The sequence below is a fragment of the Pseudomonas wuhanensis genome, from assembly GCF_030687395.1.
GTDB classification, from domain to species: domain Bacteria; phylum Pseudomonadota; class Gammaproteobacteria; order Pseudomonadales; family Pseudomonadaceae; genus Aquipseudomonas; species Aquipseudomonas wuhanensis.
Genome location: NZ_CP117430.1, coordinates 3,991,447 through 4,017,659, shown reverse-complemented (window position 1 = coordinate 4,017,659; position 26,213 = coordinate 3,991,447). Strand labels below are relative to the sequence as shown.

Annotated in this window: 25 protein-coding genes; 10 read left to right on the top strand and 15 right to left on the bottom strand. The window is 60.8% G+C overall.

What is annotated here, in order from left to right; translation table 11 throughout:
* The first annotated feature begins 27 nt into the window (after window positions 1–27).
* On the top strand, window positions 28–852 hold the full coding sequence (locus PSH88_RS18375; RefSeq protein WP_305421932.1) for an alpha/beta fold hydrolase: 825 nt from the start codon (window positions 28–30) through the stop codon (window positions 850–852).
* Window positions 853–868: 16 nt separating this feature from the next.
* On the opposite strand, the gene PSH88_RS18370 is transcribed toward PSH88_RS18375, so the two are convergent.
* Entirely contained in the window at window positions 869–1,333 is a 465-nt protein-coding gene (locus tag PSH88_RS18370; protein WP_305421931.1) for a helix-turn-helix domain-containing protein, read from the bottom strand.
* A gap of 287 nt (window positions 1,334–1,620) precedes the next feature.
* Here PSH88_RS18370 and PSH88_RS18365 point away from each other — a divergent pair, with 287 nt between their 5' ends.
* The 7 genes from PSH88_RS18365 to ycaC all read left to right on the top strand — a co-directional run bounded on the left by PSH88_RS18365 (window position 1,621) and on the right by ycaC (window position 8,239).
* Window positions 1,621–2,616, top strand: coding sequence for an MBL fold metallo-hydrolase (locus PSH88_RS18365; protein WP_305421930.1), 996 nt, complete (start codon window positions 1,621–1,623; stop codon window positions 2,614–2,616).
* Between the two features lie 46 nt (window positions 2,617–2,662).
* Window positions 2,663–3,586, top strand: a complete 924-nt coding sequence (locus PSH88_RS18360) for a LysR family transcriptional regulator (RefSeq protein WP_305421929.1) — start codon at window positions 2,663–2,665, stop codon at window positions 3,584–3,586.
* Window positions 3,587–4,079: 493 nt separating this feature from the next.
* Window positions 4,080–4,454, top strand: a complete 375-nt coding sequence (locus tag PSH88_RS18355) for a DUF6124 family protein (protein ID WP_305421928.1) — start codon at window positions 4,080–4,082, stop codon at window positions 4,452–4,454.
* Window positions 4,455–4,680: 226 nt separating this feature from the next.
* Window positions 4,681–5,097, top strand: coding sequence for a DoxX family protein (locus tag PSH88_RS18350; protein ID WP_305421927.1), 417 nt, complete (start codon window positions 4,681–4,683; stop codon window positions 5,095–5,097).
* Complete coding sequence (locus tag PSH88_RS18345; RefSeq protein ID WP_305421925.1) at window positions 5,090–5,695, top strand: antibiotic biosynthesis monooxygenase; 606 nt, start codon at window positions 5,090–5,092, stop codon at window positions 5,693–5,695. Before PSH88_RS18350 ends, PSH88_RS18345 begins: the two co-directional genes overlap by 8 nt.
* A 9-nt stretch (window positions 5,696–5,704) precedes the next feature.
* Entirely contained in the window at window positions 5,705–7,543 is a 1,839-nt protein-coding gene (locus tag PSH88_RS18340) for an amidohydrolase (protein WP_305421923.1), read from the top strand.
* 69 nt (window positions 7,544–7,612) lie between these two features.
* On the top strand, window positions 7,613–8,239 hold the full coding sequence (gene ycaC / locus PSH88_RS18335) for an isochorismate family cysteine hydrolase YcaC (RefSeq protein WP_008073343.1): 627 nt from the start codon (window positions 7,613–7,615) through the stop codon (window positions 8,237–8,239).
* A 65-nt stretch (window positions 8,240–8,304) separates the two neighbouring features.
* Here the strand turns inward: ycaC and PSH88_RS18330 are convergent, their stop codons facing one another.
* Together PSH88_RS18330 and PSH88_RS18325 are read right to left on the bottom strand one after the other, a co-directional pair.
* Complete coding sequence (locus tag PSH88_RS18330; protein ID WP_305421920.1) at window positions 8,305–9,732, bottom strand: mechanosensitive ion channel family protein; 1,428 nt, start codon at window positions 9,730–9,732, stop codon at window positions 8,305–8,307.
* A 63-nt stretch (window positions 9,733–9,795) separates the two neighbouring features.
* Window positions 9,796–10,812, bottom strand: a complete 1,017-nt coding sequence (locus tag PSH88_RS18325; RefSeq protein ID WP_305421918.1) for an alpha/beta hydrolase — start codon at window positions 10,810–10,812, stop codon at window positions 9,796–9,798.
* 162 nt (window positions 10,813–10,974) lie between these two features.
* On the opposite strand from PSH88_RS18325, the gene PSH88_RS18320 reads away from it, so the two are divergent.
* Both PSH88_RS18320 and PSH88_RS18315 read left to right on the top strand, forming a co-directional pair.
* Window positions 10,975–11,880, top strand: a complete 906-nt coding sequence (locus PSH88_RS18320; RefSeq protein WP_305421917.1) for a LysR family transcriptional regulator — start codon at window positions 10,975–10,977, stop codon at window positions 11,878–11,880.
* Window positions 11,881–11,973: 93 nt separating this feature from the next.
* Entirely contained in the window at window positions 11,974–12,780 is an 807-nt protein-coding gene (locus tag PSH88_RS18315) for a class I SAM-dependent methyltransferase (RefSeq protein ID WP_305421916.1), read from the top strand.
* Between the two features lie 182 nt (window positions 12,781–12,962).
* Here PSH88_RS18315 and PSH88_RS18310 read toward each other — a convergent pair whose 3' ends face one another.
* Genes PSH88_RS18310 through PSH88_RS18255 form a run of 12 tightly spaced genes read right to left on the bottom strand, consistent with a single transcriptional unit; the run spans window position 12,963 to window position 26,201 of the window.
* Complete coding sequence (locus PSH88_RS18310) at window positions 12,963–13,652, bottom strand: N-acetyltransferase (protein WP_305421914.1); 690 nt, start codon at window positions 13,650–13,652, stop codon at window positions 12,963–12,965.
* 57 nt (window positions 13,653–13,709) lie between these two features.
* Window positions 13,710–14,516, bottom strand: a complete 807-nt coding sequence (locus PSH88_RS18305) for a ChbG/HpnK family deacetylase (RefSeq protein ID WP_305421912.1) — start codon at window positions 14,514–14,516, stop codon at window positions 13,710–13,712.
* Entirely contained in the window at window positions 14,488–15,702 is a 1,215-nt protein-coding gene (locus PSH88_RS18300; RefSeq protein WP_305421911.1) for a GNAT family N-acetyltransferase, read from the bottom strand. The genes PSH88_RS18305 and PSH88_RS18300 overlap by 29 nt, the downstream gene beginning before the upstream one ends.
* Window positions 15,703–15,706: 4 nt before the next feature.
* Window positions 15,707–15,832, bottom strand: a complete 126-nt coding sequence (locus PSH88_RS18295) for a hypothetical protein (protein WP_305421910.1) — start codon at window positions 15,830–15,832, stop codon at window positions 15,707–15,709.
* A complete protein-coding gene (locus tag PSH88_RS18290) occupies window positions 15,829–17,748 on the bottom strand; it encodes a hypothetical protein (protein WP_305421909.1) in 1,920 nt (639 codons plus the stop codon). Before PSH88_RS18290 ends, PSH88_RS18295 begins: the two co-directional genes overlap by 4 nt.
* Window positions 17,745–19,049 carry a lipopolysaccharide biosynthesis protein gene (locus PSH88_RS18285; RefSeq protein WP_305421908.1) on the bottom strand — a complete coding sequence of 435 codons (1,305 nt, stop codon included), beginning with the start codon at window positions 19,047–19,049 and terminating at the stop codon, window positions 17,745–17,747. The genes PSH88_RS18290 and PSH88_RS18285 overlap by 4 nt, the downstream gene beginning before the upstream one ends.
* The gene (locus PSH88_RS18280; protein ID WP_305421907.1) at window positions 19,046–20,047 is read right to left on the bottom strand and encodes a polysaccharide deacetylase family protein; all 1,002 of its coding nucleotides are present in this window, start codon (window positions 20,045–20,047) and stop codon (window positions 19,046–19,048) included. Before PSH88_RS18280 ends, PSH88_RS18285 begins: the two co-directional genes overlap by 4 nt.
* A 12-nt stretch (window positions 20,048–20,059) precedes the next feature.
* Window positions 20,060–21,196, bottom strand: coding sequence for a glycosyltransferase (locus PSH88_RS18275; RefSeq protein ID WP_305483311.1), 1,137 nt, complete (start codon window positions 21,194–21,196; stop codon window positions 20,060–20,062).
* Window positions 21,189–22,157, bottom strand: coding sequence for a glycosyltransferase family 2 protein (locus PSH88_RS18270; protein ID WP_305421905.1), 969 nt, complete (start codon window positions 22,155–22,157; stop codon window positions 21,189–21,191). The genes PSH88_RS18275 and PSH88_RS18270 overlap by 8 nt, the downstream gene beginning before the upstream one ends.
* Window positions 22,154–23,521, bottom strand: a complete 1,368-nt coding sequence (locus tag PSH88_RS18265) for an O-antigen ligase family protein (protein ID WP_305421903.1) — start codon at window positions 23,519–23,521, stop codon at window positions 22,154–22,156. The genes PSH88_RS18270 and PSH88_RS18265 overlap by 4 nt, the downstream gene beginning before the upstream one ends.
* Window positions 23,518–24,573: a glycosyltransferase family 4 protein gene (locus tag PSH88_RS18260; RefSeq protein WP_370694708.1), complete on the bottom strand. Its 1,056-nt coding sequence runs from the start codon at window positions 24,571–24,573 to the stop codon at window positions 23,518–23,520. The genes PSH88_RS18265 and PSH88_RS18260 overlap by 4 nt, the downstream gene beginning before the upstream one ends.
* Window positions 24,574–24,605: 32 nt before the next feature.
* The gene (locus PSH88_RS18255) at window positions 24,606–26,201 is read right to left on the bottom strand and encodes a GumC family protein (RefSeq protein ID WP_305421900.1); all 1,596 of its coding nucleotides are present in this window, start codon (window positions 26,199–26,201) and stop codon (window positions 24,606–24,608) included.
* Window positions 26,202–26,213 lie beyond the last annotated feature (12 nt).

The following is a 26,213-nucleotide window of genomic DNA, read 5'->3' as shown; positions in this document are numbered from 1 at the left end:
AAAACCCCACGCATGAGGAAATTCACAATGAGCACCTTTACCACCCGAGACGGCACCGAAATTTACTTCAAGGACTGGGGCACCGGTCAGCCGATCGTCTTCAGCCACGGTTGGCCGTTGAACGCCGACAGTTGGGAATCGCAAATGATCTTCCTGGCTTCCAAAGGCTACCGGGTCATCGCCCATGATCGCCGTGGTCACGGTCGCTCGAGCCAGCCATGGTTCGGCAATGACATGGACACCTACGCCGATGACCTGGCGCAGTTGATCGAGCATCTGGATCTGCAAAACGCTGTGCTGTTCGGCTTCTCCACCGGCGGTGGCGAAGTGGCGCGCTACATCGGTCGCCACGGCACCGGTCGCGTGACCAAGGCCGGGCTGATTTCCTCGGTGCCGCCGCAGATGCTCAAGACCGAAGCCAACCCCGGCGGCCTGCCGATGGAAGTGTTCGACGGTATTCGCCAGGCGTCGCTGGTCGACCGTTCGCAGCTGTACAAGGATCTGGCCAGTGGTCCGTTCTTCGGTTTCAACCGCCCGGGCGCCAAGCCGTCCCAGGGCATGATCGACTGGTTCTGGCTGCAGGGCATGGCCTCCGGCCACAAGAACGCCTATGACTGCATCAAGGCATTCTCCGAAACCGACTTCACCGAAGACCTGAAAAAGTTCGACGTGCCGACCCTGGTGGTGCATGGCGACGACGACCAGGTGGTGCCGATCGAAGCGGCGGGCATCGCCTCGGCGAAACTGGTCAAGGGTTCGACATTGAAGGTCTATCCGGGAGCCCCGCACGGCCTGACCGATACCCACAAGGATCAACTCAACGAAGATCTGCTGGCGTTCATCAAGGGCTGATCAAAATCAAAGGCGCCTACAGGGATATGTGAACACCTGTAGGCGCTGCCGAAGGCTGCGATCTTTTGCTGTTGAGAGAGGGAAGCGTACTCATGGCACGGCAACGCCAGGCAAACGGTGTGATGCCTTCGCTGCGGGTGAAGATATGGGAGAAATGCGCCTGATCGCAGAAGCCACATTCGAGGCTGATTTGCGTCAGGGTCAGGTCGGTGTTGCGGATCAACTGTTTGGCCCGGGCGATGCGTTGCTGTCGGATCCAGTCTTGCGGTGAAACACCGGTGCTGCACTTGAACGCACGGGAAAAATGACTGCGCGACAAGGCGCAGGCCCGTGCCAGTTCGGTCACTTCCAGGGTGTCGCCGAGGTGGTCGAGGATCAACTGTTTAACCAGATTTTCACGCCAGGGGCTAAGGCCGCCCGTGGTCTTTTTCTGCGTTTCAGTGGCATACGCCCTGATCGCGTTTTGCTGAAAGTGAGCCATGGCCAATGTCCGTGTCGGTGGGCGGGCGCGGGTGCACTGCACGGTGGGTCAGCACATTTCCCTTTCTGAAAAATCTCAAAAAAGAAGTCCGCGCGGATGGCTTCATTCTTGGTCGCGAAGGCTTTGGCTTGCGAGTTAAACGTTGTTAATTCCGCGCTCAGGCTGAAGGTGAAAAAGCGTTAACTGAGCACATCACTGCAATCCGCGCCCACGCACGGTCATGCAAGATTGACGACTCGTAGGGGCCTGGGCAGGCCGCTTTTTTTGGCTCGATCAAGGGTGATTTCATGAAGCATTCCCGCGTTTGCACGCTTGGCGGACTTGGCCTGGCATTGGCGCTGATGTCCGGTACCAGCCTGGCCCAGGCGCCGGCTCAGGTGAACACTCAGGTGCCCGGTTATTACCGGCTCGCGGTGGGCGACTACGAAGTGACGGCGTTGTTTGATGGCTACAACGACCTGTCGCCCAAACTGCTCGACGGTCTGACCCAAGACCAGATCCGCGCGTTGCTGGCTCGTCGCTCGATTGAAACTCCGGGGGTGCAAACCGCGTTCAATGCGTTTCTGGTGAATACCGGCAAACAATTGATTCTGGTGGATACCGGGGCAGGGCAGTGCATCGGTGCCACGGCGGGCCAACTGTCGGCGAACATGCAAGCCGCTGGTTATAAGCCAGAACAGGTCGATACCATTCTGCTCACCCACTTACATCTGGATCATGTGTGCGGGTTGGTTGATGCGCAGCAAAAGCCCGTGTTCGCCAACGCAACGGTCTACGCGGCCAAGGCAGAAGCCGATTACTGGCTTGACCCGCAGGCCATGGCCAAGGCACCGGCCGGTGCCAGGGAGTTTTTCAAGATCGCCCAGGACTCCACCGCGCCCTACATCGCGGCGGGCCGCTTCAAGACTTTTACTGTAGGGCAGTCGCCAGTGCCTGGCGTTGTCGATGCCGAGCTCGAGGCGGGGCACACGCCGGGCAGTACCACGTATCGGTTCAACTCCCAAGGCCAGAGCATTCTGTTCATGGGTGATCTGGTGCATAACCTGGCGGTGCAGTTCGAGCATCCCGAGGTATCGATCCGTTTCGACGTAGACAATCAGCAGGCGATCAAGAGCCGCGCCAAGGTTTTCAGCGATGCGGCGGCCAGCAAGATCTGGGTTACGGCGGCGCATTTGCCGTTTCCGGGTGTCGGCCATATCACCGCAATGGACAAGCATTTCCAGTGGGTACCCATCGAGTACGGGCCTTACAAACGAGCGGCGAAAGTGCCGATGATCGAGTAAAGTCCGCAGAATCGAGCCTGGCTGAACACAATAGGGAACCGTGCCCATGAACCGTAACGATCTGCGCCGCGTCGACATGAACCTGCTGGTGATTTTCGAAGCCCTGATGTTCGAAAAGAACCTGACCCGCGTCGCCGAAAAACTGTTCATGGGCCAACCGGCAGTGAGCGCTGCGTTGGGGCGGTTGCGTGATTTGTTCGACGATCCGTTGTTGCTGCGCCATGGTCGCGGGATGGAGCCGACGGCGCGGGCGCTGGCGATTCTCAAGGAGCTGCAACCGGCGATGGACACCATCTCGGGGGCGGTCAGCCGCGCCAAGGAATTCGACCCGGCCAGCAGTTGCGACGTGTTCCGCATCGGGCTGTCGGACGATGCCGAGTTCGGTCTGTTTCCGCCGCTGCTGCGCCAGTTGCAGGAGGAGGCGCCGGGGATCGTGGTCGTGGTGCGCCGCGCCAATTACCTGTTGATGCCGGCGTTACTGGCGTCGGGAGAAATCTCGGTGGGGGTGAGCTACACCACCGACCTGCCGGCCAATGCCAAACGCAAAAAGCTGCGCGACATCCCCTGCAAAGTCCTGCGCGGCGATGACCGCCCGGGGCCGCTGACGCTGGACGAATACTGCGCCCGTCCGCATGCGATGGTGTCGTTCTCCGGCGACCTGAGCGGCAACATCGACCTCGACCTGGCCAAGGTCGGTCGCACTCGTCGCGTGGTACTGGGTGTGCCGCAGTTCAGTGGGTTGCGCGCGTTGCTCGCCGGTACCGAGATGATCGCTACTGTGCCGGATTACGCCGCATGTGCGTTGGTTGAAGGCTGCGCGTTGCGCGCCGAAGATCCGCCGTTTCCTATCGACGCCGCGCAGTTGTCGATGGCCTGGAGCGGGGTGCATGACAACGATCCTGCCGAGAAATGGCTGCGGTCACGGATCAGTCAATTCATGTCGGTGTCGCTGGATATTCCAGGGCTGTAAATACAGCTCTTCAAAACCCCTCAACCCCCGTGGGAGCGGGCTTGCTCGCAAAGACGGCGGCACAGTCCACATTGATGTCGCCTGACACACCGCTTTCGCGAGCAAGCCCGCTCCCACAGGGAATGTGTGTTGATTCGAAGGCTGTGTTTAATGGTGTTTAGCGTTACTTCCTGAAAGCTACAGATCCTTGCGCCGTTGCCTACGACTGCGCCAGAATCCGCCGGCTTGTGCGCTTTGGGCCTGGTCTTTATCGTTTCCGCATCGCTGCCAATCAGCGATCGGGTTTAGCGACCTGAACAGGTATAAGCGCAACAACGCTCCGTCATATTGCAGGCACTCCATGTTTGCAGTGTCGATATGGTGGCTGTGCGCGGGAGGCCCTCGGGCCTGCCGGGTCTTATACCTCTCGGTTCGCTAACCTGCGTACAGCCGCCACCCTTACTTGTTTAGCGACAGGTGCTGGTGGTTCCATCAGGTATAACGGAGATTCACCATGTTCAAAGCCACACCTAACCCGCCAGAAACCGACGACGTTTCCCCCTACGATCCCCTCGATCCCAAAAAACTCAACGAAGCCGCCGAGCGCGCCCTCGATCACTACCTAAAACCGTCCACCCCCAAAAAACTGCGCAAACCGAGCACGATCTACACCGTCGCCCCGGACATCAACATAGAAGAGTTGCTGGCCAATGCCTGCGAATCCTTTGCCTCGGCCAAGGTGATCGCCAATGACTGTGCCGGGTTTCTGGAAGGGCCGCAGCGCAACACGATACTGGGCGTCGCGCAGCTCATCATGCTGGGTGAACTGGCGGTGAGTCGGGCGCTGGATAGTCTGGAGCTGAAGGCAGCCCCGGGCTCTGTAACCTGATTTTATGCGCTGATCCCTGTCGATCGTTCCCACGCTCCGCGTGGGAATGCAGCCCGGGACGCTCCGCGTCCCCTCCAGAGCCGAACGCGGAGCGTCCGTTGAGGCATTCCCACGCAGAGCGTGGGAACGATCGAAATCATGAGACTCGCAAAGAGAGCACGTACATTCAATTTTTCCCCACCCCTTGGCGGCACTATTCAGGCCAGTGATTGAACAAGGGTGAGCCATGAACGCTTCGCAACGGGATGAACAGGCGCGGGATGTCGGGCTGCTGTTTCTGCGGGTCACCGGCAGCTTGTTCCTGCTGTGGGTGCACGGCTTGCCCAAGCTGCTGAACTTCAGCGCCGAGTTGCAACGCATCGAAGACCCATTCCACCTCGGCGCCCATCTCACCCTGAGTCTGGCGATTTTCGCCGAAGTCCTGTGCCCGCTGCTGATCGTTGCCGGGGTGCTGGCGCGGCTGGCGTGCTTGCCTATTCTGTTTGTGCTGCTGGTGGCGCTGCTGGTCGTGCATCCGCAATGGAGCGTGGCCGAAGGGCAGTTCGGCTGGCTGCTGTTGATTCTGTTTACCACTGTGTTTATCGCCGGGCCGGGACGGCTGGCGCTCAATGTCCGTTTGCCCGGAGTGCTCCGTTATGCCTGAAGCCCAAACTCAAAAAGCGCCGGGGTCCGATGAGATCGTGACGCTGATCGTCAAGCACCGGGTCAAGGCCGGTTTCGAAGCGGCCTATGAAGCCTGGCTGCGCAACATCGTCAGCATAGCGGGACAGCGGGAAGGGCACCTGGGGGTGGATGTGGTGCGCGGCAAGCGTGCGGGCCTGGATACTTACACCTGTGTGTTGCGTTTCTGTTCCACCGAGGCCATGCAGCTTTGGCTCGACTCGCCGCAACGCCAAGCGTTGATCGACGAAGCCGCGCCGATGCTGGCCGATGGCGACCAGACCGAGGTCAACCCGGTCAATGAATTCTGGTTCACGCCACTGGCCGATGCCGCTTCGCCACCGCCGCGCTGGAAGCAGGCTGTGGTGACGTTGTTGGTGATCCTGCCGCACACCTTGCTGGTGCCGCTGCTCTGGGGGCCGTTGCTGCAGCTCAACGCCTTGCTCTCCAACTACGTGGTCGCCACGTTCCTGATCACCCTGACCATCGTGCTGTCGGTGGTGTACGTGTGCATGCCCGCCGCGACGCGTTTGTTCGCGCCTTGGCTGGAAGCGGGCCAGCCTCACTCCAATCTGCCTTAAGGACACGCGATGAACGCCGATCTGATTCTGTTCAATGGCCAATTTCATACCGTAGACCGCGAAAAGCCCCTCGCCAGCGCCGTGGCGATCAGCGACGGCCGCTTTGTCGCGGTCGGTAACGATGCAGAGGCCATGGCCCTGCGCGGCTCGGGCACCCAGGTCATCGACCTCAAGGGCCGCTGCGTCATCCCCGGTCTCAACGACTCCCACCTGCACTTGATCCGTGGCGGTCTCAATTACAACCTCGAACTGCGCTGGGAAGGCGTGCCGTCCCTGGCCGATGCGCTGCGCATGCTCAAGGAGCAAGCCGATCGCACGCCGACGCCGCAATGGGTGCGGGTGGTCGGTGGCTGGAACGAATTCCAGTTTGCCGAGAAGCGCATGCCGACCCTTGAAGAACTGAACAAGGCTGCGCCCGACACCCCGGTATTCGTCCTGCACCTCTACGACCGTGCCCTGCTCAATCGTGCCGCACTGAAAGTGGTCGGCTACACCCGCGATACGCCGAACCCGCCGGGTGGCGAAATCGTGCGTGATGCCAACGGCAACCCGACCGGCATGTTGGTCGCCAGGCCGAACGCGATGATTCTCTACTCGACACTCGCCAAGGGGCCGAAGCTGCCGCTGGAGTATCAGGTCAACTCGACCCGCCAGTTCATGCGCGAACTCAACCGTCTCGGCCTGACCAGCGCCATTGATGCCGGCGGTGGTTTCCAAAATTACCCGGACGATTACCAGGTGATCGAGCAGTTGGCGAAAGATGATCAACTGACCGTGCGCATCGCCTACAACCTGTTCACCCAGAAGCCAAAAGAAGAGCTGACCGATTTCCAGAACTGGACCGGCAGCGTCAAGTTGCATCAGGGCGACGACTTCCTGCGGCACAACGGTGCTGGCGAGATGTTGGTGTTCTCGGCGGCGGATTTCGAAGACTTCCTCGAACCGCGTCCAGACCTGCCGCAAACCATGGAGCAGGAGCTGGAGCCGGTGGTCCGCCACTTGGTGGAGCAGCGCTGGCCGTTCCGTTTGCACGCCACTTACAACGAATCCATCAGCCGCATGCTCGACGTGTTCGAGAAGGTCAATCGCGATATTCCGTTCAACGGCCTGCCATGGTTCTTCGACCACGCTGAAACCATTACTCCGCAGAACATCGAGCGAGTGAGGGCGCTGGGCGGTGGTATTGCGATTCAGGATCGCATGGCGTTCCAGGGTGAATATTTTGTCGACCGCTACGGCAAGCAGGCCGCCGAAGCCACGCCGCCGATCAAGCGCATGCTCGCCGAGGGTGTGCCGGTGGGCGCCGGCACCGATGCCACGCGAGTGTCCAGCTACAATCCATGGACCTCGCTGTACTGGATGGTCAGCGGTCGCACCGTCGGTGGTCTGGCGCTGTACGAGGAAGGCTTGCCACGGCAGACCGCGCTGGAACTGTTCACCCATGGCAGCGCCTGGTTCTCGTCGGAACAAGGCAAGAAAGGCCGGATCAAGGTCGGGCAACTGGCGGACCTCGTAGCACTGAGCGCGGACTTCTTCAGCGTCGAGGAAGAGGCGATCAAGTGGATCGAATCGGTGCTGACCGTGGTCGGCGGCAAGGTGGTGTACGCCGCCGGCGACTTCGAAAAACTCGGGCCTGCCAGCGTGCCGGTGCTGCCGGACTGGTCGCCGGTGGCGAAGGTTCCGGGACACTGGCGGCCGAATTCGCCGATGCAGGCGCAGGTGCACCAGTGCAGCGGCCCGTGCGCGGTGCATTCCCACAGCCATGAACGGGCGCGTTTGTCGAACGCGCCCGTCAGCGATTTCCAGGGGTTCTGGGGCGCATTTGGCTGTTCGTGTTTTGCTTTCTAGTGATTTTAAAAAAGCGCCGACCTTATGTGTCGGCGTCCTGAGCAACGTCCACCCTCCGAGGAGTTTCACATGAGCAACGTACCTTACAAACGTCTGAACAAAGATGACGCCGTTGTGCTGCTGGTCGATCACCAGACTGGCCTGATCTCGCTGGTGCAGGATTTTTCGCCCAACGAATTCAAGAACAACGTGCTGGCCCTGGGCGACATCGCCAAGTTCTTCAACCTGCCGACCATCCTCACCACCAGTTTCGACAGCGGCCCGAACGGCCCGATTGTGCCGGAGCTCAAAGAACAGTTCCCGGATGCGCCGTTCATTGCCCGTCCAGGCCAGATCAATGCCTGGGACAACGAGGATTTCGTCAAGGCAATCAAGGCTACCGGCCGCAAGCAACTGATCATCGCCGGCGTGGTGACTGACGTCTGCGTGGCGTTCCCGACCCTGTCGGCCATTGCCGAAGGCTTTGAGGTGTTTGTAGTGACCGATGCTTCCGGTACCTTCAACACCACCGTGCAACAAGCAGCGTGGGCACGGATGTCGGCGGCGGGTGCACACCTGCTGAACTGGTTCTCCGTGGCCTGCGAGCTGCAAGGCGACTGGCGCAACGACATGGAAGGCCTGGCCAACCTGCTGTCCCAGCGTCTGCCGAACTACCGCAACCTGATCAACAGCTACACCAAGTTCACTGCCAAGTAAGGTGCTGACGAAAAAATGCCCGCCGATGTGCGGGCATTTTTTGTGCCGATCGAATGTCCGCTGCATCAGCGCTTCTGCAGCCATCCCAAAAAACCACCTTTGCTGATCGGCGCCGGTTTGGCCATCAAGGCCAGCCGACTGTTCTGCTGCCGCACCGCCTGCAACTTGTTCAAGGCCCGGCCCACTTCGCTGCGCTGTTCCATGCACTGGCGGGTCAGGTGCTTGTCGAGACGGTAGATGATCGAAGACGTCAGCGCGGTGAACGTCGCCTGCGACGGCGTATCGGCCAGGATGCTCTGTTCGCCCATGACTTCACTCGGCCCCATGCGACCGGCCTCGGTGAAACCATTGCCGTCCGGCACGCTGGCGCTGACGACGCCGGTGGCGATCACGAACAGGCTGTCCGGCACTTCATCCAGATCCAGCACCACCTGGCCTGCGACGTATTGTTGCGCGACCATCGATTCGGCGAGGCGATCACGTTCCTCATGGCTCAGCGAGCGGAAAATCTTCACTTCATCGAGCAGCGCGCGGGCGCGGGTCGTGGGTTCGATCACGCCGTCGGGGTGTCGCGAAATGCCGGCCGCTTCCAGATGGCGATGGGCGAGGTCGAACAGCTGATTGCGCACCTCGCTTTTCTTGCCCAGCTCGGCGATGAAACCGCTGGCCACGTATTCGGACATCTCTTCGCCAGCCTCTTTCAACACCGCTTTGGGTGCCGGGTTCAGCAACAGGTTGCTGCTGCCTTGCAGCGTGCGGTCGAGGGCGTCGAGTACCCGGCGTGGGCGGATGTGGTTCGCCACCTTGATGCTGATCGACACCCCGTGCAGGTTGTTCGGGCGGCTGAGGTTGACGATCTTGGCCTTGGCCGCCACCGAGTTCGGCACCACGGCCATCGTGCCGGCGCTGCTCAACAGGTGCGTGGCGCGCCAGTTGATATCCAGCACTTTACCCTCGACGCCATCGATCACCACAAAGTCGTCCACCTGATAGGGCTTGGTGGTGTTGAGCACGATGCCGGAGAACACGTCGGCCAACGTACTCTGCAGCGCCAGACCGACCACGATGGCGAACACGCCGGACGTCGCGAGCAGACCTTTGACCGGCAGATCCAGCACATAACCGGCGGCCGCGACGACGGAGGCCAGAAACACCAGCGCACCGATCACGTCCTGCAACAAACGGCCGCTGTGACCTATGCGGCGCATCAGCACCAGACCGAACACTTCCGTGAGTACCCGTGCGGCATACAGCCACCAGAGAATCCCCAGCGCCGTCGCACCGAGTTGCGCCACCGGGTCATCGGCAAACAACGGCGCCTGCAATGGGCTGACGCCGGCGTTGATGACCAGCGCACTGAACGCCAGAAACAGCACCAGCCGCACACCGACCTTTGGCGCGCGATGCTTGAACGGGACGAGGTGCCAGAGCAGGGCGTCGAGCACCAGCAGCAGGGCGCTCCAAGGCAACAGGTGGGCAGAGAAAAGGTTCATGGATTGCACTCCAACGGGCACAAAAAAACTCGCCACACCCTGGGGTGTGGCGAGAGGCTGGACTCAGTTCAGATGGGTCTTGAGCTCGGCCGCGGCCTGACGTACCGCCGCTTTGACTTCCGGAATCTGATTCAGCGGATTGAGCAGGCCAAAGTCATGAATCATCCCGTTGTAGCGCACCGAGGTCACCGGCACACCGGCCGCATCGAGGTGGCGGGCGTAGCCTTCGCCTTCGTCACGCAGCACGTCGAATTCGGCGGTCTGCACCAGTGCGGCAGGCAGGCCCTTGAGCTGTTCGGCGCTGGCATTGAGCGGCGAGGCATGGATCTGCGCACGCTCGGCCGGGTGGGTGGTGTAGTTGTCCCAGAACCACTGCATCATCCCTTTGGTGAGGAAGTGCCCCTCGGCGAATTGCTGGTACGAGCCGTTATCGAATCCGGCGTTGGTCACCGGCCACATCAACAGCTGAAAGCGCAGGGCAGGGGTTTTCTGCTCTTTGGCCATCAGCGCCACGACCGCCGCCATGTTGCCGCCGACGCTGTTGCCGGCCACCGCCAGTCGCTTGCCATCAACACCGATCTCTTTGCCGTGCTCGGCCACCCATTTGGTCGCGGTGTAGGCCTGGTTGATGGCGGTCGGGTAGTGCGCTTCCGGCGACGGCGTGTAGTCGACGTATACCGCGACGGCGCCGGACCCCACCACCAGGTCACGGATCAGGCGCTGGTGGGTCGGGAAGTCGCCCAATACCCAGCCGCCACCGTGGAAGAACATGAACACGGGCAATTCACCCTTGACCTTGGCCGGACGCACCACTTTCAGGTTGATCGTCTGGCCGTCGACCTTGATCGCCTTGTCGCTGATTTCAACACCCGACAGATCAACCTTCACCGAAGCCTGGGCGCCAGTCAGCACCGCGCGGGCGTCTTTCGGGCTCAGTTGCTCAAGCGGCTTGCCACCGCCGGCGGCGAGGGCTTCGAGGAAGGCCTGGGTGTTGTGTTCGACACCGGGGCTGCCGGCGGCGAATGCGTTGCCGATGGACAGGGCGAGGAGGGACGCGGCGAGGGTTTTCTTGATGTTCATGTGCAATTCCTTTTTCACTCGTTTGAGTTTTTGTATGCCTTGGGATCGGGCTGCTGTGGCGCTGGGGTTCAGGCCTCAGCAACACCGTGAGCACAGATTAATGAGGTGCCGGAAAGTGAAAAAGCGGCTATAAAGCGAATAACTGTCAACCAGAGAGTGACAATGAACCCGTTCGAAGACATGCGTATGTTTTGCCAGGTGATGGATTCCGGCAGCTTCACCGCTGCAGCCGATCAGCTGGGGCTGTCCAAGCAATTCGTCAGCCGCCGCCTGATGCAGCTCGAAGAGCGCCTCGGCGTGCGCCTGCTCAATCGTTCGACCCGGCGGCTGGACGTCACGCCGCTGGGGCAGAGTTATTACGAGTCAGCCCTGCGCCTGCTCAGCGAAGTCGAGCAAATGGAGCAGGGCATTGCCGGCCAGACCACCGAACCTCGCGGCACCATTCGCCTGAGTGCGCCGCTGTCGTTTGCCGTGGCGCATTTGGGCTGTTTGCTGCCGGTATTTTTGCAGCGTTATCGCGACGTCACCGTGGAAGTCGACCTGAGCGATCGGCCGGTGGATTTGCTCGGTGAGGGTTACGATTTGGCGTTGCGCATCGGCGTGCTGGAAGACTCGACACTGATCGCCCGACGCCTCGCCTCCATCGAACGGGTGTACTGCGCCAGCCCGGCGTATCTGGCCGAGCGGGGCACGCCGCTCAAACCCGAAGATTTGCACACCCACGATTGCCTGCCGTACGGCCACGGTCGTCAGGTGCAATGGCGTTTCGGCGGGCGGGGCCAGCCGCTGAGCGTCAATGTCACGGGGCGGATGCGGGTCAACAACGGTGAGTTGCTCAAGGACGCGGCCATCGCCGGCATGGGGATTACCTACCTGCCCACCTTCATCGTCGGTTCGGCACTGGAGGACGGCCGACTGGTGCCGGTGCTGGACGATTTGCGCCCCGAGCCGCTGACCTTGTCGGCGGTCTACCCGCAACATCGCCAGAGTTCGCGACCGGTGCAGGCGCTGATCGAGTTCTTGCGTGAGCGGTTGAATCAACGCGAAGAGGGTTCGCCCCACCGGTGATTACAAGATCGCAACAAAGCTCGAATGGTAGTTTTCCTGACGCTGATCCAGACTCTTACCGGCCAATCAAAGGCCCGAATTCTGGAGCGTGCAATGGAAATGCCGACAAAAGAAAAAGCCATCGCCAGCAATCGCGATGCGTGGAATGACTCCGCCCCACACCACAAAGATACCCCTGAGTGGCAGGCCTGTTTGGGTGCCGTGAGCCATGGCGATTTTTCCTGCCTGGATGACACTCTCACCGGGTTGCTTCAACAGGTCGGCGTCGACGGCAAGGATGTGGTGCAACTGGGCTGCAACAACGGACGCGAAAGTCTTTCGCTGTTTGCCTTGGGGGCCCGCCGTGTTATGGGCATTGACCAGTCTGAGGCCTTTCTCGATCAGGCCCGGGAGCTGGCATCCCGTTCGCCCCATGAGCCCGAATTCATCGAGGCTGACATCCATCGCCTGCCGACTGATCTTCACCAGTGCTTCGATGTAGCGCTGATTACCATCGGCGTATTGAACTGGATGCCGGACATCGCCGAATTCTTGCGCCATGCCGCGCAAACCCTCAAACCCGGCGGTGCTCTCGTGGTGTACGAAACCCACCCGTTCCTGGAAATGTTCGACCCCGAGTCAACCGATCCCTATCGCCCGGACAGCTCGTATTTTCGCAGCGAACCTTTCGTCCAGAACCAGCCAATCGTCTACGAAGGCAAAGTCCAACAGCAGGCCTCGGCGTCCTACTGGTTCGTCCACACCCTGGGCGCCATCTTCACCGGTGCTGTCGAGGCGGGATTACAGATCAGTCACTTCAAGGAATACCCGCATTCCAACCGCGAAGAACTCTACGACAAGTATCAGCAACAACAGGCGCAGTTGCCGTTGTGTTACACGTTGGTGGCGGTGAAGCGCTGAGTTTCGGATCTGAGAAATGAGTTGCACTGACTGACGCCATCGCGGGCAAGCCCGCTCCCACAGTGGTCGCTGTCGTTCACAAATCCTTTGGTCAAAGCAGATACCTGTGGGAGCGGGCTTGCTCGCGATGGCGGCGACACAGTCCTCCATCAAACAACGACAATCGCGACCTCCAATCAAAATCACGCCTGCGCCGCAGTCACTGCCGATTGCGCGGGTTTGCGCAGCGCCGTCAGCCGCGAGCCGTTGTAGTAGGTTTCGCGGAAGAAGCGCCAGCGGCCGAACAGGTCGTAGACGTGGGTGATGCGCCCTTGCTCCTGGTAGTCCATGCGGATGTGCATTTTCATGGCCTGGATGTTGCGGGTATCGCAGACGTCGACGATCTTGTTGTAGCCTTTTGCCCGCATCGCATTCCAGAGATTGAACTGGGCGTCCACGGACAGGTTGGAACCGAAGTATTGAGGGATCATTTCTCCACCGAATTCGAAAAATTCACCGGGATTGACCCGGAACCAGCAGCCGTAATAGTGCCGGTCAAAGTAGTCCCCCTTGCTGCCCCAAATGAATCCGATGGCATCACCTTGCTCGTCCACATACATGTGCCCGGTGTGACCCTCGGCGGCGATTTCGGCCATGGCCTTGACGCGGTTGCCATAATACTTGGTGAACGCCTTGGCGTTTTCCGGGGTGATGGTTTCCAGGTGCAAGCCCGTATAGGGCCGCAGATTGTGCGGTGCCACCGGGGTAACCAGATCGCGCCCCAGCCATAACAGCTCTCGATGGAAGTACACGTAGCGTTTCCAGAGCGTCTGGAGCGTGTGGAGCAGGCCTTTTTGTTTGATACGTTCGCGAAGCTTGGCGATGGCGCTCATGAAGTCCTCCGAGGCTGAAGCCAGGGTGTGGTGGATAAGGTTTTCGATAGCGATAAATCAAGGTTGCAACGGGCGTAGCTCAATCGAGTACGCGTCTTTGAGCGTCCTTGGCACAACGGCATAGGACACTCTCGGAATGCCCGGAAGACGCTTCTCCAGAATGTTAGCCAGCGACTCTCCGGGGTTTAAATAGATATCGCCAAAATCGGCCCCGATATGGGTCGGATGGACAACTATCTCCAATAGGCCGTCGATCGGCATCGCCACGTTGCGCAGGTCTACCGGGGTGCATACGTACTGGGCGGTTGCGCCGGCAAGGTGGCTCAATCGATGATTGAACAGCGTCTTGAACACCCGCTTGGGCACACTCAGGTTATTTCCCAAATGGCGCGCCAGTCGCACGGGCACCCCTTGGCGGGCGGCAAAACGCGCGACGACTTCGCCGATGGGCCAGATGTTGTGCACGTGCTGATGGGAATCGATGTGGCTGGGGCGCAGGCCGTTGTCCAGGCAGCGTTGCCATTGGGCTTCGAGTTCTTCCAGCACCGCGTCGCGATCCAGGCGGTTGAGCCAGAGACTGTGGCGGGGCAGGTCGAGGTCGAACATGCCCTGGCTGTCACAGAACGTCGAACGCGTGAGAATCGACGGGCTCAACGGCCGACCATAGGTGAGGTTGAAGTGCAATCCGATTCGCCCTTGAAGCAACGGCTGCCGGGCCAGGACGCAGGCCTCCTCGAACGCTGGCATGTTGGCCATGGCGGTGGCGGAGCTGATGACCCCGGCCTGGAAGGCGCCGAGGATCACCGCGTTCTCGCTCAAGCTGAGGCCGAAATCGTCAGCGTTGACTATGACTTGGCGAGGCATGTTTGTCCTCCATGGTTTTTTCGGTGGGCGTAGGGCCTTTGTCGGCGGGTGCAGGGGTGGGTTCAGCAACAGGCAGCATCGCTGCACGCCAGGCCCGCCACTTTTTCAACCAAGGCTTGAATTGATGCCAGAGTCGCATGGTCAGCCCCAGGGCGAGGCCGCTGGGGCGCCAGGAGTAGAAGCTCCAGCGCCAGTGCTCCAGTTGCCCGGTCATGCGCTCCTGGAGTTGATGGCTGGAGTTCATCAGGCTGACCCGCGAAGCGTCGATCCAGTGCCAATTGTCGTCCAGGCCCCAGCGAATCCATTCTTCGAGCAGCACACGACCGCTGCCCATATCGGCGTATCGCGGCAGGAACGCCAGGTTGTAGTCGTACAGCCGGCCCTCTTCCAGCAAGCCGAGCCGGTAGCTGATGCAGCGCCCGTCCACTTCCAGCATCACCACCCGCAGCAGTCCCTGTTCGGCGAGGGCGGTAAAGGCCTGCTTGATCCATTGCCGACTGCGATCACTGGTGAAAATCCCCACGCCTTCGACGCCTTTCCAACTCTGCGCTTCGACTTCGCCGAGGGCTTGCAATAAAGGCCCGATGGTGGCCGCGTCAGGGGTTACGCGTCGGACCTGAGCGCCATAGGCCAAAATGCGTTTACGCGCCCGGCGCAGTTTGTAGCGCGGGTCGCCGGAGACTTCCTGGCGGTCGGCCTCACTGATCAAATGCACCGGCACCCGGCAACTGAGGCGGCGCTCGCCGGTCGAGCTGTGGGCCATCCATGCGGTCAGCGCGCTTTCTTCACCGATGGGTTCGGATAATTCATTGAGTTGCAGCATCGCATGGGGCAAGTGACGGCGGATGATCACCAGTGCCTTGCGCATGCTGTCGGCATCGAGGCAGGTGAGCAGGGCCAAGCGATCGGTGAGGGGATAACCGAGGTGACGCAAGACCCGAAATGGCAGCTTTCCAAAGCGCTCCACGGACGCCACCAGCGGCAGGCACAAGGCTAATTCATCGCCTTGCCAGCCGAGCAGAACGTGCAAGTGTTCCTTGGCCGTCAGTGCCTGTTCCGATGCGCGCAGCCAGGCGAGGGTGTTGAACGGCGTATGGTCCGTCACGCGCCCGCACAACCCCTCATAAGCGGCTGTCGGAAAGTCCGGGGCGCACAACGACGTGCGCCATTCGAATCGTGCCACCATAGGTTCAGCCCACCGCCTCTGGAACAGGTGAACGGGACGGTTTGTGCAGCTGGCACAATCTCCCCAAGGCATTCATGTCATTGCCTTCTGACTGGGACCGGTCGTGGTGATGCAGGTTGACGGCGTTCATGAGGCGCTCCAGCTCAAGGCGAACAGGGTTTCGCCCGGCAGGTCGAAGCTGACGCGACCGTCGTGACAGTTGAATTGAGCGCTACGGCTGCGGCTGTCGGCACCGAAGTACACCAGCGTTCCCTTGGCTAGCGGGCACGTCGCCCCGCCCAGATCGACACGCTGCAAGCGCACCCCTTTGTTGACCCCTAACAGGCTGCGCTGGCGTTCGGTGGCCATGGCCAACACATCGACTTCGAAGGCGTCGTTGTCCAGGCGCATGACGTTTTTCAGCCAGTGCTGCTGGATGAATTGCTGGGCCAGGCCCACCGGCTTGAGTTCGAAGCGATCGCCGCCCAGCACCCGCACCATGCCCTTGGGGTAAGTCGGTTCATCGGCGGCCTGGAACCAGTTGAGCATGTCCAGCAACCCGTCCTGGGCCGAGTTGATGACCACCGAGGTCCACCATAGCGAAGCAAAATGGGTTTCTTGATCGTAGGGGCTCAGGCTTGAGCCGCTGGACAGATTGGTCTGATCCAGCAGCAAGGCCTTGCGTGGCCGGCCCTTGGTATCGAGGCCCACCAGCTCGGCGGCACGGCGCACGCTGTCGCGGTAGACCCGAGTCGCCAGCAGGTCGCGAATCATCCATTCGTGCCAGGCGAGGGCGTCGATTTGCTCTCCGGATTCGGCCAGCAGGCGTCGCGCCCAATCGATGCCGCGCTTGTCGACGGCGTTGTCGGCGAACGGGCCATTAACGAAGCGCGAAGTGGCGGGCATGGCGATGCGCACACCGGCCTTGGCGTTGGCCGGGTCGCTGCGCACTTGCCGGGCCATGCTGTTGAAGATCGCCTGGTAGTCGGCGTAGCTCGGGTAATTGAGGTTCGGCTCGTCGGCGAACGCGATGTAATGCGTGCCGGTACCGCCGAGGGCGCGAGTGGCGGCAAGCCAGGCATCGAGGCCGGCGTTGCTTTGGGTGTCGGCCCGCAAATCCGCCTGACGCTGGCTACCGGCTAACAGCGTGAGGTCCTGCGAGATGCCGAAGCGGTTCTGATAGAGCTGGCGGAACGCATCTTCGTGGTGCGGATTTTGCGCGGTGACGTCAACGAAACTGTAATAGGTGCCCGCCTGAGGCTTGAGGGCGTCGAGCGCTGCGAAACTGGATTGAGGGGGCAGCACGTAGGGCAAATAAATGCCGAGGTTCGGGGTGGGGCCGAGCATCTCTTTGTGCAGGGTCAAGCGGGTCTGGCCGTCGTTCTCGCGCAGCGGTTTGAGTTGCTGCGGTTTTTGGGCAAACAGGTTCGCCGTGCCATCGAGCCAGAACGCGACCTTGCCGCTGCCTTGCAGGCGCAGGCGCCAGACCTGTTCGTCCTGGGTGACGGGCAATGCCACCTGATCGAACTGCCAATAGGCGCGATGGGGTTTCAGCGCCAGGGACAGCTGTTTGTTGTCGCTCACGCGCTGGGCTTGCAGGGCGTTGATCCCGCCGTGAAATTTGCCGGCCAGTACTGCGTGTTCCCCCGGTGCGACCTTGAAATACAATTCATCACCGCCGCGGGTTTCGGCGCTGAAATGCACCTTGGCCGGGGCGAACAATGCCACGGTGTGTTCGTCATGTTCGATCGTGTAGCGACGGAAGCTGTAGCCTGGAATTTCCAGTCGATAACTGGCGGCATTCGGTGCCAGTGGCCAGCTCTGCTTGCCTCGGGTTTCACTGGCGGAGATCAGACGTTCGCCCTTCAGGTTGCCGTTGCCGTCGAGCAAGTACAGGCGTTCTTCATTGGCATCGGCCTGCCACGCCGGCACCCAGCGAACAGTCAGCGTGTCGGGACGATCCGTTTGCAGGTACAGGCTGCCGTCGCGAATATCAGCCCAGCGCATGGGTGCCGCCTGGGCGCTCAAACCGAGGCCCAGGCTCAACAGCAGCATGAGGCGTTTCATGCCGATTTCCGTTGCAGCATCTGCAGCATCGGGGCCACATCGCTGGGCAGGATGATCAGGGTTTGCCAGGCCGGTACGCCGCTCAACCGGCAATACATCACCAGCAGCGCGAGGGTGACCGCCAGGTAGGCGATGGACGATGCCGTCGCAGCGCCGACAATGCCGTAAATCGGGATCAGCAACAGGTTCAGGGCCAGGTTCAGCAACGCGCCGAGGCCCATCAACAGCGAAATCGTGCCGGGGCGATTTTTGCCCAGCAAGTCCAGGCGCAGGATACTCGCATAGCAAAGACCGAGCAGCCCCGGCAGCAGCGCCAGCAACGCCGGGTAAGCCGGCTGATAGGCAATGCCGAACAGCGTGACGATCAGCCATTCACCGATCACCGCCATGGTCAGGCAGGCGCCGAGCATCACCGTGGCGGTCAGGCGCAGGGCCAGCGGCGTCAGGCGATCCATGCCTTCGTCCTGTTGCAGCAGGCGTTTCATCAGCGGCGTGGTCACCGCTTCCGGGACGATCAGCAGCAACTCGGCGGCGGCGCTGGCCATGGCGTAATGCCCCAACGCCGTGCTGCCGAGCAGGGCGCCGATGAACAGGAAGTCGGAGCGCAGAATCACTTGCTGGAACAGCAGGTCCGGATGGCTGCGAGTGCTGTAGCGCCACAGTTCATTCTGGCTGGCGCGGTCCCATTGCAGTTGCAAGGGTTGAGCGCGCCTGAGCCAGAACCAACCGGCCAGCACCACCAGGCTGATGCCAGCCAGCCAACTGATCAGCGCCGCTTCCAGCGCAGCGTCTTTCCACATCCAGAACAAGGCCAGAAACAACAGCAGGGGCGCCAGGGATTCCACCAGCCGCAAGACATTGAACGCGACCACACCGCCCGACGCATTATGCAAGGTCAACAGGCCGCTCTTGAGCACGGTCAGCGGCACCGCCAGCAGCAACAGCCAGGCGAGCAATCCCAGTTGCGTGGTGATGTCGAGTTCACCGCCGAACTCGCGCACCAGCGCCACCACCAGTAAGGTCAGCAAACCCGCCAGCAGGCAACCGAACACCAGCACCTGGCTCAGCAGCAGACCCATGGGCCGTTGCTTGGCCGCCTGATACCCCACCGCCGAATTCAGCCCGCCACTGGTGGCGGCGCTGATCAAATCGGGCAGGGTACTGAGCAACGCAAACAAACCACGCTCGCTGGGCCCCAGAATCCGCGCCAGCAATACGTTGCGCAGCAGCCGCAGGCCGATCATCGCCAGTTTGGTGCCCATGCTCAGGGCCAGGTGTTTGAGATAGCGATTGCGACTCATGGCCGGGCTCCGCGGCAGATGCGCCAGGACAGCAACTCCGGATTGCGCGCCGTACGCTGGCTGATGCCGATTCGCGGCAAGGCCAATGGATCGCTGATACCACGATAAATCCCGGCGGCGGTGCCCAGGGCAAACGGGAAGTCGTGGTCGGCCACGTGTTCGCGCACCCGCGCATCATGGTTGCCATTGGGGTAGCAGTAGACCGGCAGTGGCCGGTTGCAACCGTTCAGCAGGGCATTGCGGCTGCGGCTCAGTTCCTCATCCAGACGTTGATCGTCAAGGTCGGTGAGAATCGCGTGGCTGGCGCCATGGGGGCCGAAGCGGATCAACCCGCTGGCTTCCAGCGCGCGTACCTGATGCCAGTCCAACGCCTGGGGTAACGACTCCTCCGGGCAGTGATCGGTGAGCCGGTTCAGTTCGCCCGCAGGCAAGGTTTTCAGACTTTGCAGAAAATGTAAAAGCGCCAGGCTACGGCGCTGCACATCCAGATCATCAAGCAGCACCGGCAACGGTCGCCCAAGCTGTTGCAGGCATTCAATCAAATGCGTCCGGGCTTTTTCACCGTGGCTGTGCCACAGGGTTTCTCCCAGGCTTTCCCACCAGAAGCGTTGCCGGCTGCCGATGAAATCGGTGGAGAGAAAAATGCTCGCCGGCATCTGATGCTTTTTCAGCAACGGGAAGGCATTCAGCGCGTTGTCGCGCCAGCCGTCGTCGAAGGTCAGCGCGATTTTTGGCCGATCGGTTCTGATAGAGCCGGGTTGCAAGATCTCCATCAGCGGCACACATTCGAAGTTTTTTTTCAACCAGGCGAACAAATGCTCGAATGCTTTCGGCCCGACGCACAGTTCATTGCGATGGGGCAGGTCGGCGGCGCGGTCATTGGCCAGCACCCGGTGCAGCATCAGGATCACCCCGGCGCCGTGCAGTTGGTGGCGGCCTACTGGCGAGTTGAGATAGAGCCAGCCACTGGTGCGTTTTAATAATTGTTTGATCGCCATGGCGCGGTCCTTTCAACGATTTTGCTCGGGGTTCCATTGCGCGTACCGCTGGCCGCGCAAGAACTGCCACAGACCGATACTCATCCCGGCAAGGGTCACCAGAACAAACGCGGCGAGGCGAAAGGGTTTGGGTAAACGGTGTTGCACATCCAGCAGGCCGACGATGGCCATCGCGTAACCGAGCAGTTGCGCGATCAGGCTCAGGCGGTAGAGGTCATGTACATTCCACAGCCAGAGATTGCTCAGCAGCAACGGCAGCAACAGGATCGGTGCCAGGCGTCGAATCAGCTTGTGGCTGATCAGTGCAATTGCATACAGGCCATACTTCCAAGGGTTCAGCAGCTCCCGGCGCTGGGCCAGGCTTTGCAGGCCGCCGACGGTGACGCGCTGGCGCCGACGCCATTGCTTGACGATTTCGTCGACGCCCTGGTCGCTCACTTGTGCTTCGGGTACATAGACGATGCGTTTGAACGCCACCGGCGCGCAGGTGCTGATAAAGAAGTCGTCGTTGACCTCCGCCGGCACGTGCTGGAACAACTCGCGGCGCAGGGCGAGCAGGGCGCCGTCGGCGGAGACCATGCAGCCGGTGCGATTTTCCACCTTGCGCAACCAGCCTTCGTAGTGCCGATAAAGGCTGTCGCCCAGGCTCAGGCCCTTGCCCGGCACCGGGATCAGCATGTACCCGGCACAAGCCCCGACCTCTGGATCGGCCAGGGGCGCGAGCAACTGGCCGAGGGTGTCGGTCGACCATTGGTTGTCGGCATCGGTGAACACCAGAATCTCGCCCGTGCTCAGGGCGACGCCGGCATTCAAGGTGGCTGCCTTGCCCTGACGGGGCAGGTCGAGCACGCTGATGCGTGGGTCGATGACCTTGTGGGCACAGGCTACGGTGTCGTCGGTGGAACCGTCGCTGGCCAGAATGATGTGTAGCGAGCGCGCCTGATAATCCTGGGCGAGCAGGGTGCGCAACTTCTTTTCGATGTACTGGGCCTCGTTGTGCGCGGCGATGATGATGCTGACATTCATGGGGGGGGCTGGCGCATGACGCCGCGCACGGAACAACGGCGCGATCAGTGTCAGCAGCAGTGGGTAACCGAGCCAGGCATACACCGGCAATAGCAGGCACAGCCAGAAAATGAATTCAGCCACGGGCGGGTCTCCTGGCATTCCAGTGACACAGGCTCAGGATGAGCGCCGCGCCAGCCAGGTGCAGACGCACCCAATGCAGGCCCCAGAGTTGCAGCATCAGACGAAGGTCGTGGTGTATCAGGCTCTGGCGCAGGCTCTGGGCGAGCGCTGGCAGGCTGGTGATGAACAACATGAATAGCGCCAATAGGGGGGAACCGTTGAGCAGGGCGGACAGCGCCATGAAATCCAACACCCAGGCGATGATCGACAGCATCGGGAAGCGCAGTAAACGCAGGCTCATGCCGTGGCTGCGCAGTAATTGCAGGTGACTTCCCTGACGCCAGAACTCCTTGCCCATCCATTCGCGCCAACTGCTTTCGTAACCCCAATGCAGGGCAACGCTCTGGTTGACGGACAGCAGGCGTGCGCCAGAGTGAGAAAGGCGCATGGTGAAATCTTTGTCTTCGCCGGTGCGCAGGTTTTCGTTGAAACCGCCGACCTTGTCGAACCATGGACGACGCATCAATAGGTTGGAACTGGGCAGCCATCGCACTGTTTTCACCGTTTCATCGTTCGGGCGCAACGTGCGGCGTTGCCAGGCATTGGCAAACCACGGGGCTTCGGCCGGGGTGTGCAGGTCCAGTCCCAGGACGTCGACCTGAACTGCGGATTGGATGCTCAACAACAGCGTGAGCCAGTCCTCGGGCACTTCGATGTCGGCATCAATGAAGGCCAGCCATTCGCCTGTGGCAACGGCGGCGCCGCGATTGCGCAGCGCCCCGATCAGCAGGCCCGGCAGAACCAGCACCTGCGCGCCCATTTGCCGCGCAATGTGCGGCCCTTGATCCTTGGAACCGTTATCGACCACGATCAACTCGCATTCCAGCCCGGCAGCCTCGGCCGCTTTTTTCGCAGCGAGCAACGTACGCCCGATGTGTCGGGCTTCGTTGTACATCGGGATGACGAGGCTGATGCGGCTCATGCCCTGGCCTCCGTCGGCGGACGTTCTTCAGCCTTGAGGCGCAACACGAAAGTCAGGGCGAGGATGATCCACAGGTACTTGTGATTCGGTGCGCTGAGGAACATCAAAAACAGCATCAGCGACAGATAGCTGATGCCCAGGTGCGTGATCATGTCAGCCTGTTCCCAGTCGCGTCGCAGCATCCAGGCATGTCGAGCGCGGACGAGGTTATATATGCCAAGGCCCAGCATGCCGACGAACAACAGCCCGGCGGGAATCCCCACTTCGCTGAAGATCTCCAGGTAAGTGTTGTGAGCGCGGCGGTACAGGTCGCCAGGCTTGCGGTTGGCGGAAAACACCTTGGAGTAACCGGTGGTGGCGTAGTGCAGCGGGAAGGTGCCGGGGCCGGAACCGAGTAACGGGTGCTCTTGGATGATCTGGCTGCCGACCAGGATGTACGACGTGCGGCGGCCGAGGGATTCGTCCTGGCTCTTGGCCCCGGCCTTCAAAATGCTCAAGGACTGGATGCGCGCGATGTAACCGGCCGGCATTGAATAAATCGCCAGCGGAATCACGATTGCCAGGCCAAGCATGGCAAAACCCAAGTGGCGCGGACGGATGCGTGGCAACTGCGCGCGGTAGTGCCAGGCGCCGATCATCAAGCTGAGAAAAAGCACCACCAGCCCGGAACGGGAATCGGTTTTGGTCATGCCGCCCAGCAGCAAAATGCAGCAGCCGCCCCAGAACAATCGGTGCAACAGGTTCGGGCTGCGGATCACCAGCAGCAGAGCCAATGGCACGGCGAAGGCGATCAGCAGGGCAAACGAGTTCGGATCTTCCAGCAACCCGGCGGCGCGGCCCTGGTCCTGATACTTGATGGAAAACATGGCCAGCGCGCAGGTCGCGCTGACGCTGAGGGTCACCAGCCGGGCGAACATCTCGAGGTTCAATTCACGGCCGATCAGCAAGGTGATCACAAACAGAACCAGGCCGACACTCAGATCCCGCAGATGACTCTGGGACATGTCCAGGTTGTCGGTATTGATCATGCTCAACAGGTACAACACCATGAACCAGATCAGGTAGCGCCAGATGTTGCAGCGCAGGCGTTCGGACGGAATCTGGTGAATGGCCAGTTGCAACATCAGGATCAGTGCCAGTGACGCCCCGATGAACTTGGTGCCCGACAGCGCACTGCCCTTGAAGAAACCTTCGAACGGCACCAGCGCCGCGATGCCCAACAAACCCCAGGCGGGTTTTCGGTAGAGCACACCGACAGCTACCATGCCCAGCACGGCGCCCGGCGCCAGATACGGATAAGGGCTGGCCAGCAAACCAAGGCAGACCAGGGCGAGCAGACTGACGATCGAGAGCGGAAAGATCACGCGCGTGCCTCCCGTGCAGTACGGATATAAAGCTGCGACCAGCGTTCGGCCAAAGCCTTCAGGTCGTAACGGTCCAGTTGCGTACGTTTTGCGTTGTCGATCAGTTTGCGAGCCAGTACCGGCTCATTCCGCAGCGTGTCGATCTGTCGGGCGAGGGCGTCGCTGTCGGTGGGTGTCGCCAGCAGGCCGTTGTGCCGGTCCTCCAGTACATCGGGAATTCCCCCGACGCTGAACGCCACCACTGGCACCCCGGCTTGCATCGCCTCCAGCAAAATCATCGGCGTGCCCTCGGTGCGCGAGCTGATCACCAGCGCATCGAGTTGCTGCCACCATCGCTTCATGTCGGTCTGATAACCCGGCAAGGTGATGCGTTTGTGCAAGCCGGCAGCGGCAATCCGCGCCAGCAGGGTTTCCCGTTCTGGACCGTCGCCGAGCATCACGGCGTCCAGTTGCGGGTGTTGCTGACAGAGCGGAATCAGGGCATCGAGAAACAGGTCCGGGCCTTTTTCATTGCTCAGTCGACCGACATAGCCCGCCAGCCAACGCAGGTGTTTGGCTGGGTGGGGCAACAGGTCGCTAGCCGTTGGCAGACCATTGGGAATCACTTGCAGTTTCTCCGTCCGGACACTGGCCTTGCGGTGCAGCACGGCGATGCTTTCGGCCACGCAAACCACCCGATGCACCGAGGCCGTGCGGCACAGTTGCAGGCTCAGCCAGCCGTAGAAGCGTTGCTTGCGACTGCGCGGTGTGAAACCGTGTTGAGTAATCACCAACGGCAAATCCAGCAACGTGGCGCCTACCCAGCCAAACAACAAACCTTTGAAATTGTGCGTGTTGATCAGCGGCTGTTCAGCCTGCCGCTGACGTAAATGACGCAGCAATTCCCTCAATCCCGCACAGCCGCGGCAGTCGACCCCGGCTCCGCGAAACCGCGCGATCAGCGCGGGCGGCGCATCGAGAAACAGCACCTGGTGCTGGCCCGGCGTCGCCAGGCAATGGTCCAGCAGCATCCGCTCAGCCCCATAGAAGCCGCCGCTGCTGATCAAATGCATGATCGGCAGAGCGCTGGCGCTGAGCGGCCCGTTCAATGGCGCACCCAATGCATGAAGCTAGGCACGGTCCAGTTCTTGTGCGGGTTGTTCGGCAAGACGTCTTGCTCGTTGAGCACCAACAACACTGGCAAGCCCAGTTCATGGGTGATTTGCGCTGGGTGTTTGAAGCGGTGATCGAAGAACTCACGCACGTAGACGAAAGCAATCGCCAGCAGCAGACCGGTCAGCATCCCGAACGGAATGATCAGTATCGGTTTGGGGAATGCTGCATCGGTCGGTTCGTACGGCGGGCTGAGTACCCGAGCGTTGGACATATCGTTGTTCAGCAAACCGGCGGAGCTGCTTTCAGCAAAGCGCTGGGCGTAGGTGGAGAACGCCGCGTGCAAGGCATTGATCTCGGTGTCCATCTGCTGCAACTTGCTTTGAGCCACTTGCAACTGATGGATGCGGTCCTTGAAGTCGGCGATGCGCGCGGTTTTCTGCTTGATCACCGAGGTGACAATCGCCAGGTCGTTGGTGCGCTCCTGAATCCGGTTGCTGACGATTTTCAGGAACTGCTGGCGGGTGCGGGAAATCTGCTCGCGGGTCAACAGCATCGGTTCACTGCCCGGCTGGAAGATCGCCAGGTCGTTCATGTAGCGGCTGACCTGAGTGGTCAGTTGCTCACCGAGCTGTCTGATCTCGCGGTCTTCGAAGGCAATGTTGTCCACCGTGGTGGTGAAGGTGTAGGGGAAGGTGTAATCGCTGAGCCGGGACGTATTGGTGGCGGCCGTCAGGGCGGTTTTCAGGTAGTCGAGCCAACGCTGGCTTTGCAACAGGCGATCCTGATACAGGTTCAGGGCCTGTTCCTCGGTGTTGATGGCGTTGAGACGGAAGGTGATTTCTTCCTTCGGATCGGACGACCCCACCCCTTCAAGCAATGTCAGCCTCGTGCCTTCCAGGCCATCGAGACGCACCTGATATTGCTTCTTCTTGGTTTCGTAGAAACTCTGAGGCAGCTCGATCGATTGCAGTTCCTGACGGTTGACCAGGTAGTTTTGCAGCAGCGCCGCGACAAACCGGGTGCCTTGAGCCGGATCGCCAAAGCTGTAGGTAACGGAGATGACGTTGGAACCCGGCATGGTTTCGATTTTCAGGTTTTCGGAGGCCTGCTGGGTGAAGACATCCAGGTCGGTATCGCGCACGGGATCGGTGTCAAGCCCGAACGCATCACGCACCGGATTGATCACGTATTCACGCAAGGGGTTGGTCACCAAACGCTGGATCGGTTCGGTCACCAGTGTGCTAAAGGCCCCGAGAGGGGGCGTGTACTCACCTTTGGCCAGCAGGTCGCTGATGGTCTGACGGATCAGGGCCGGCGAGCGCAGGATATTGCTCTCGGTTTCCATGTCGGCCAGTGACGGCGGAATGAACGAGGCATCGCCTTGGGTCAGGGACGTGGTGGCGTCTCCCTGGGAGAGTTTTTTGGATTGCACGATCACCTGCGCGGTGATATCGAAGCTCTGTTTGAGCATCATCGGCAGGACCAGGGCAATCACTGCAAAGACCAGGAAGACTCGCTTCACCAACTGCTTATTGGCGAAGAAGATCCTGAAGAACTCATGCAGGTAGTTTTCCTTTGGGTTCATGGTCGGTCACCT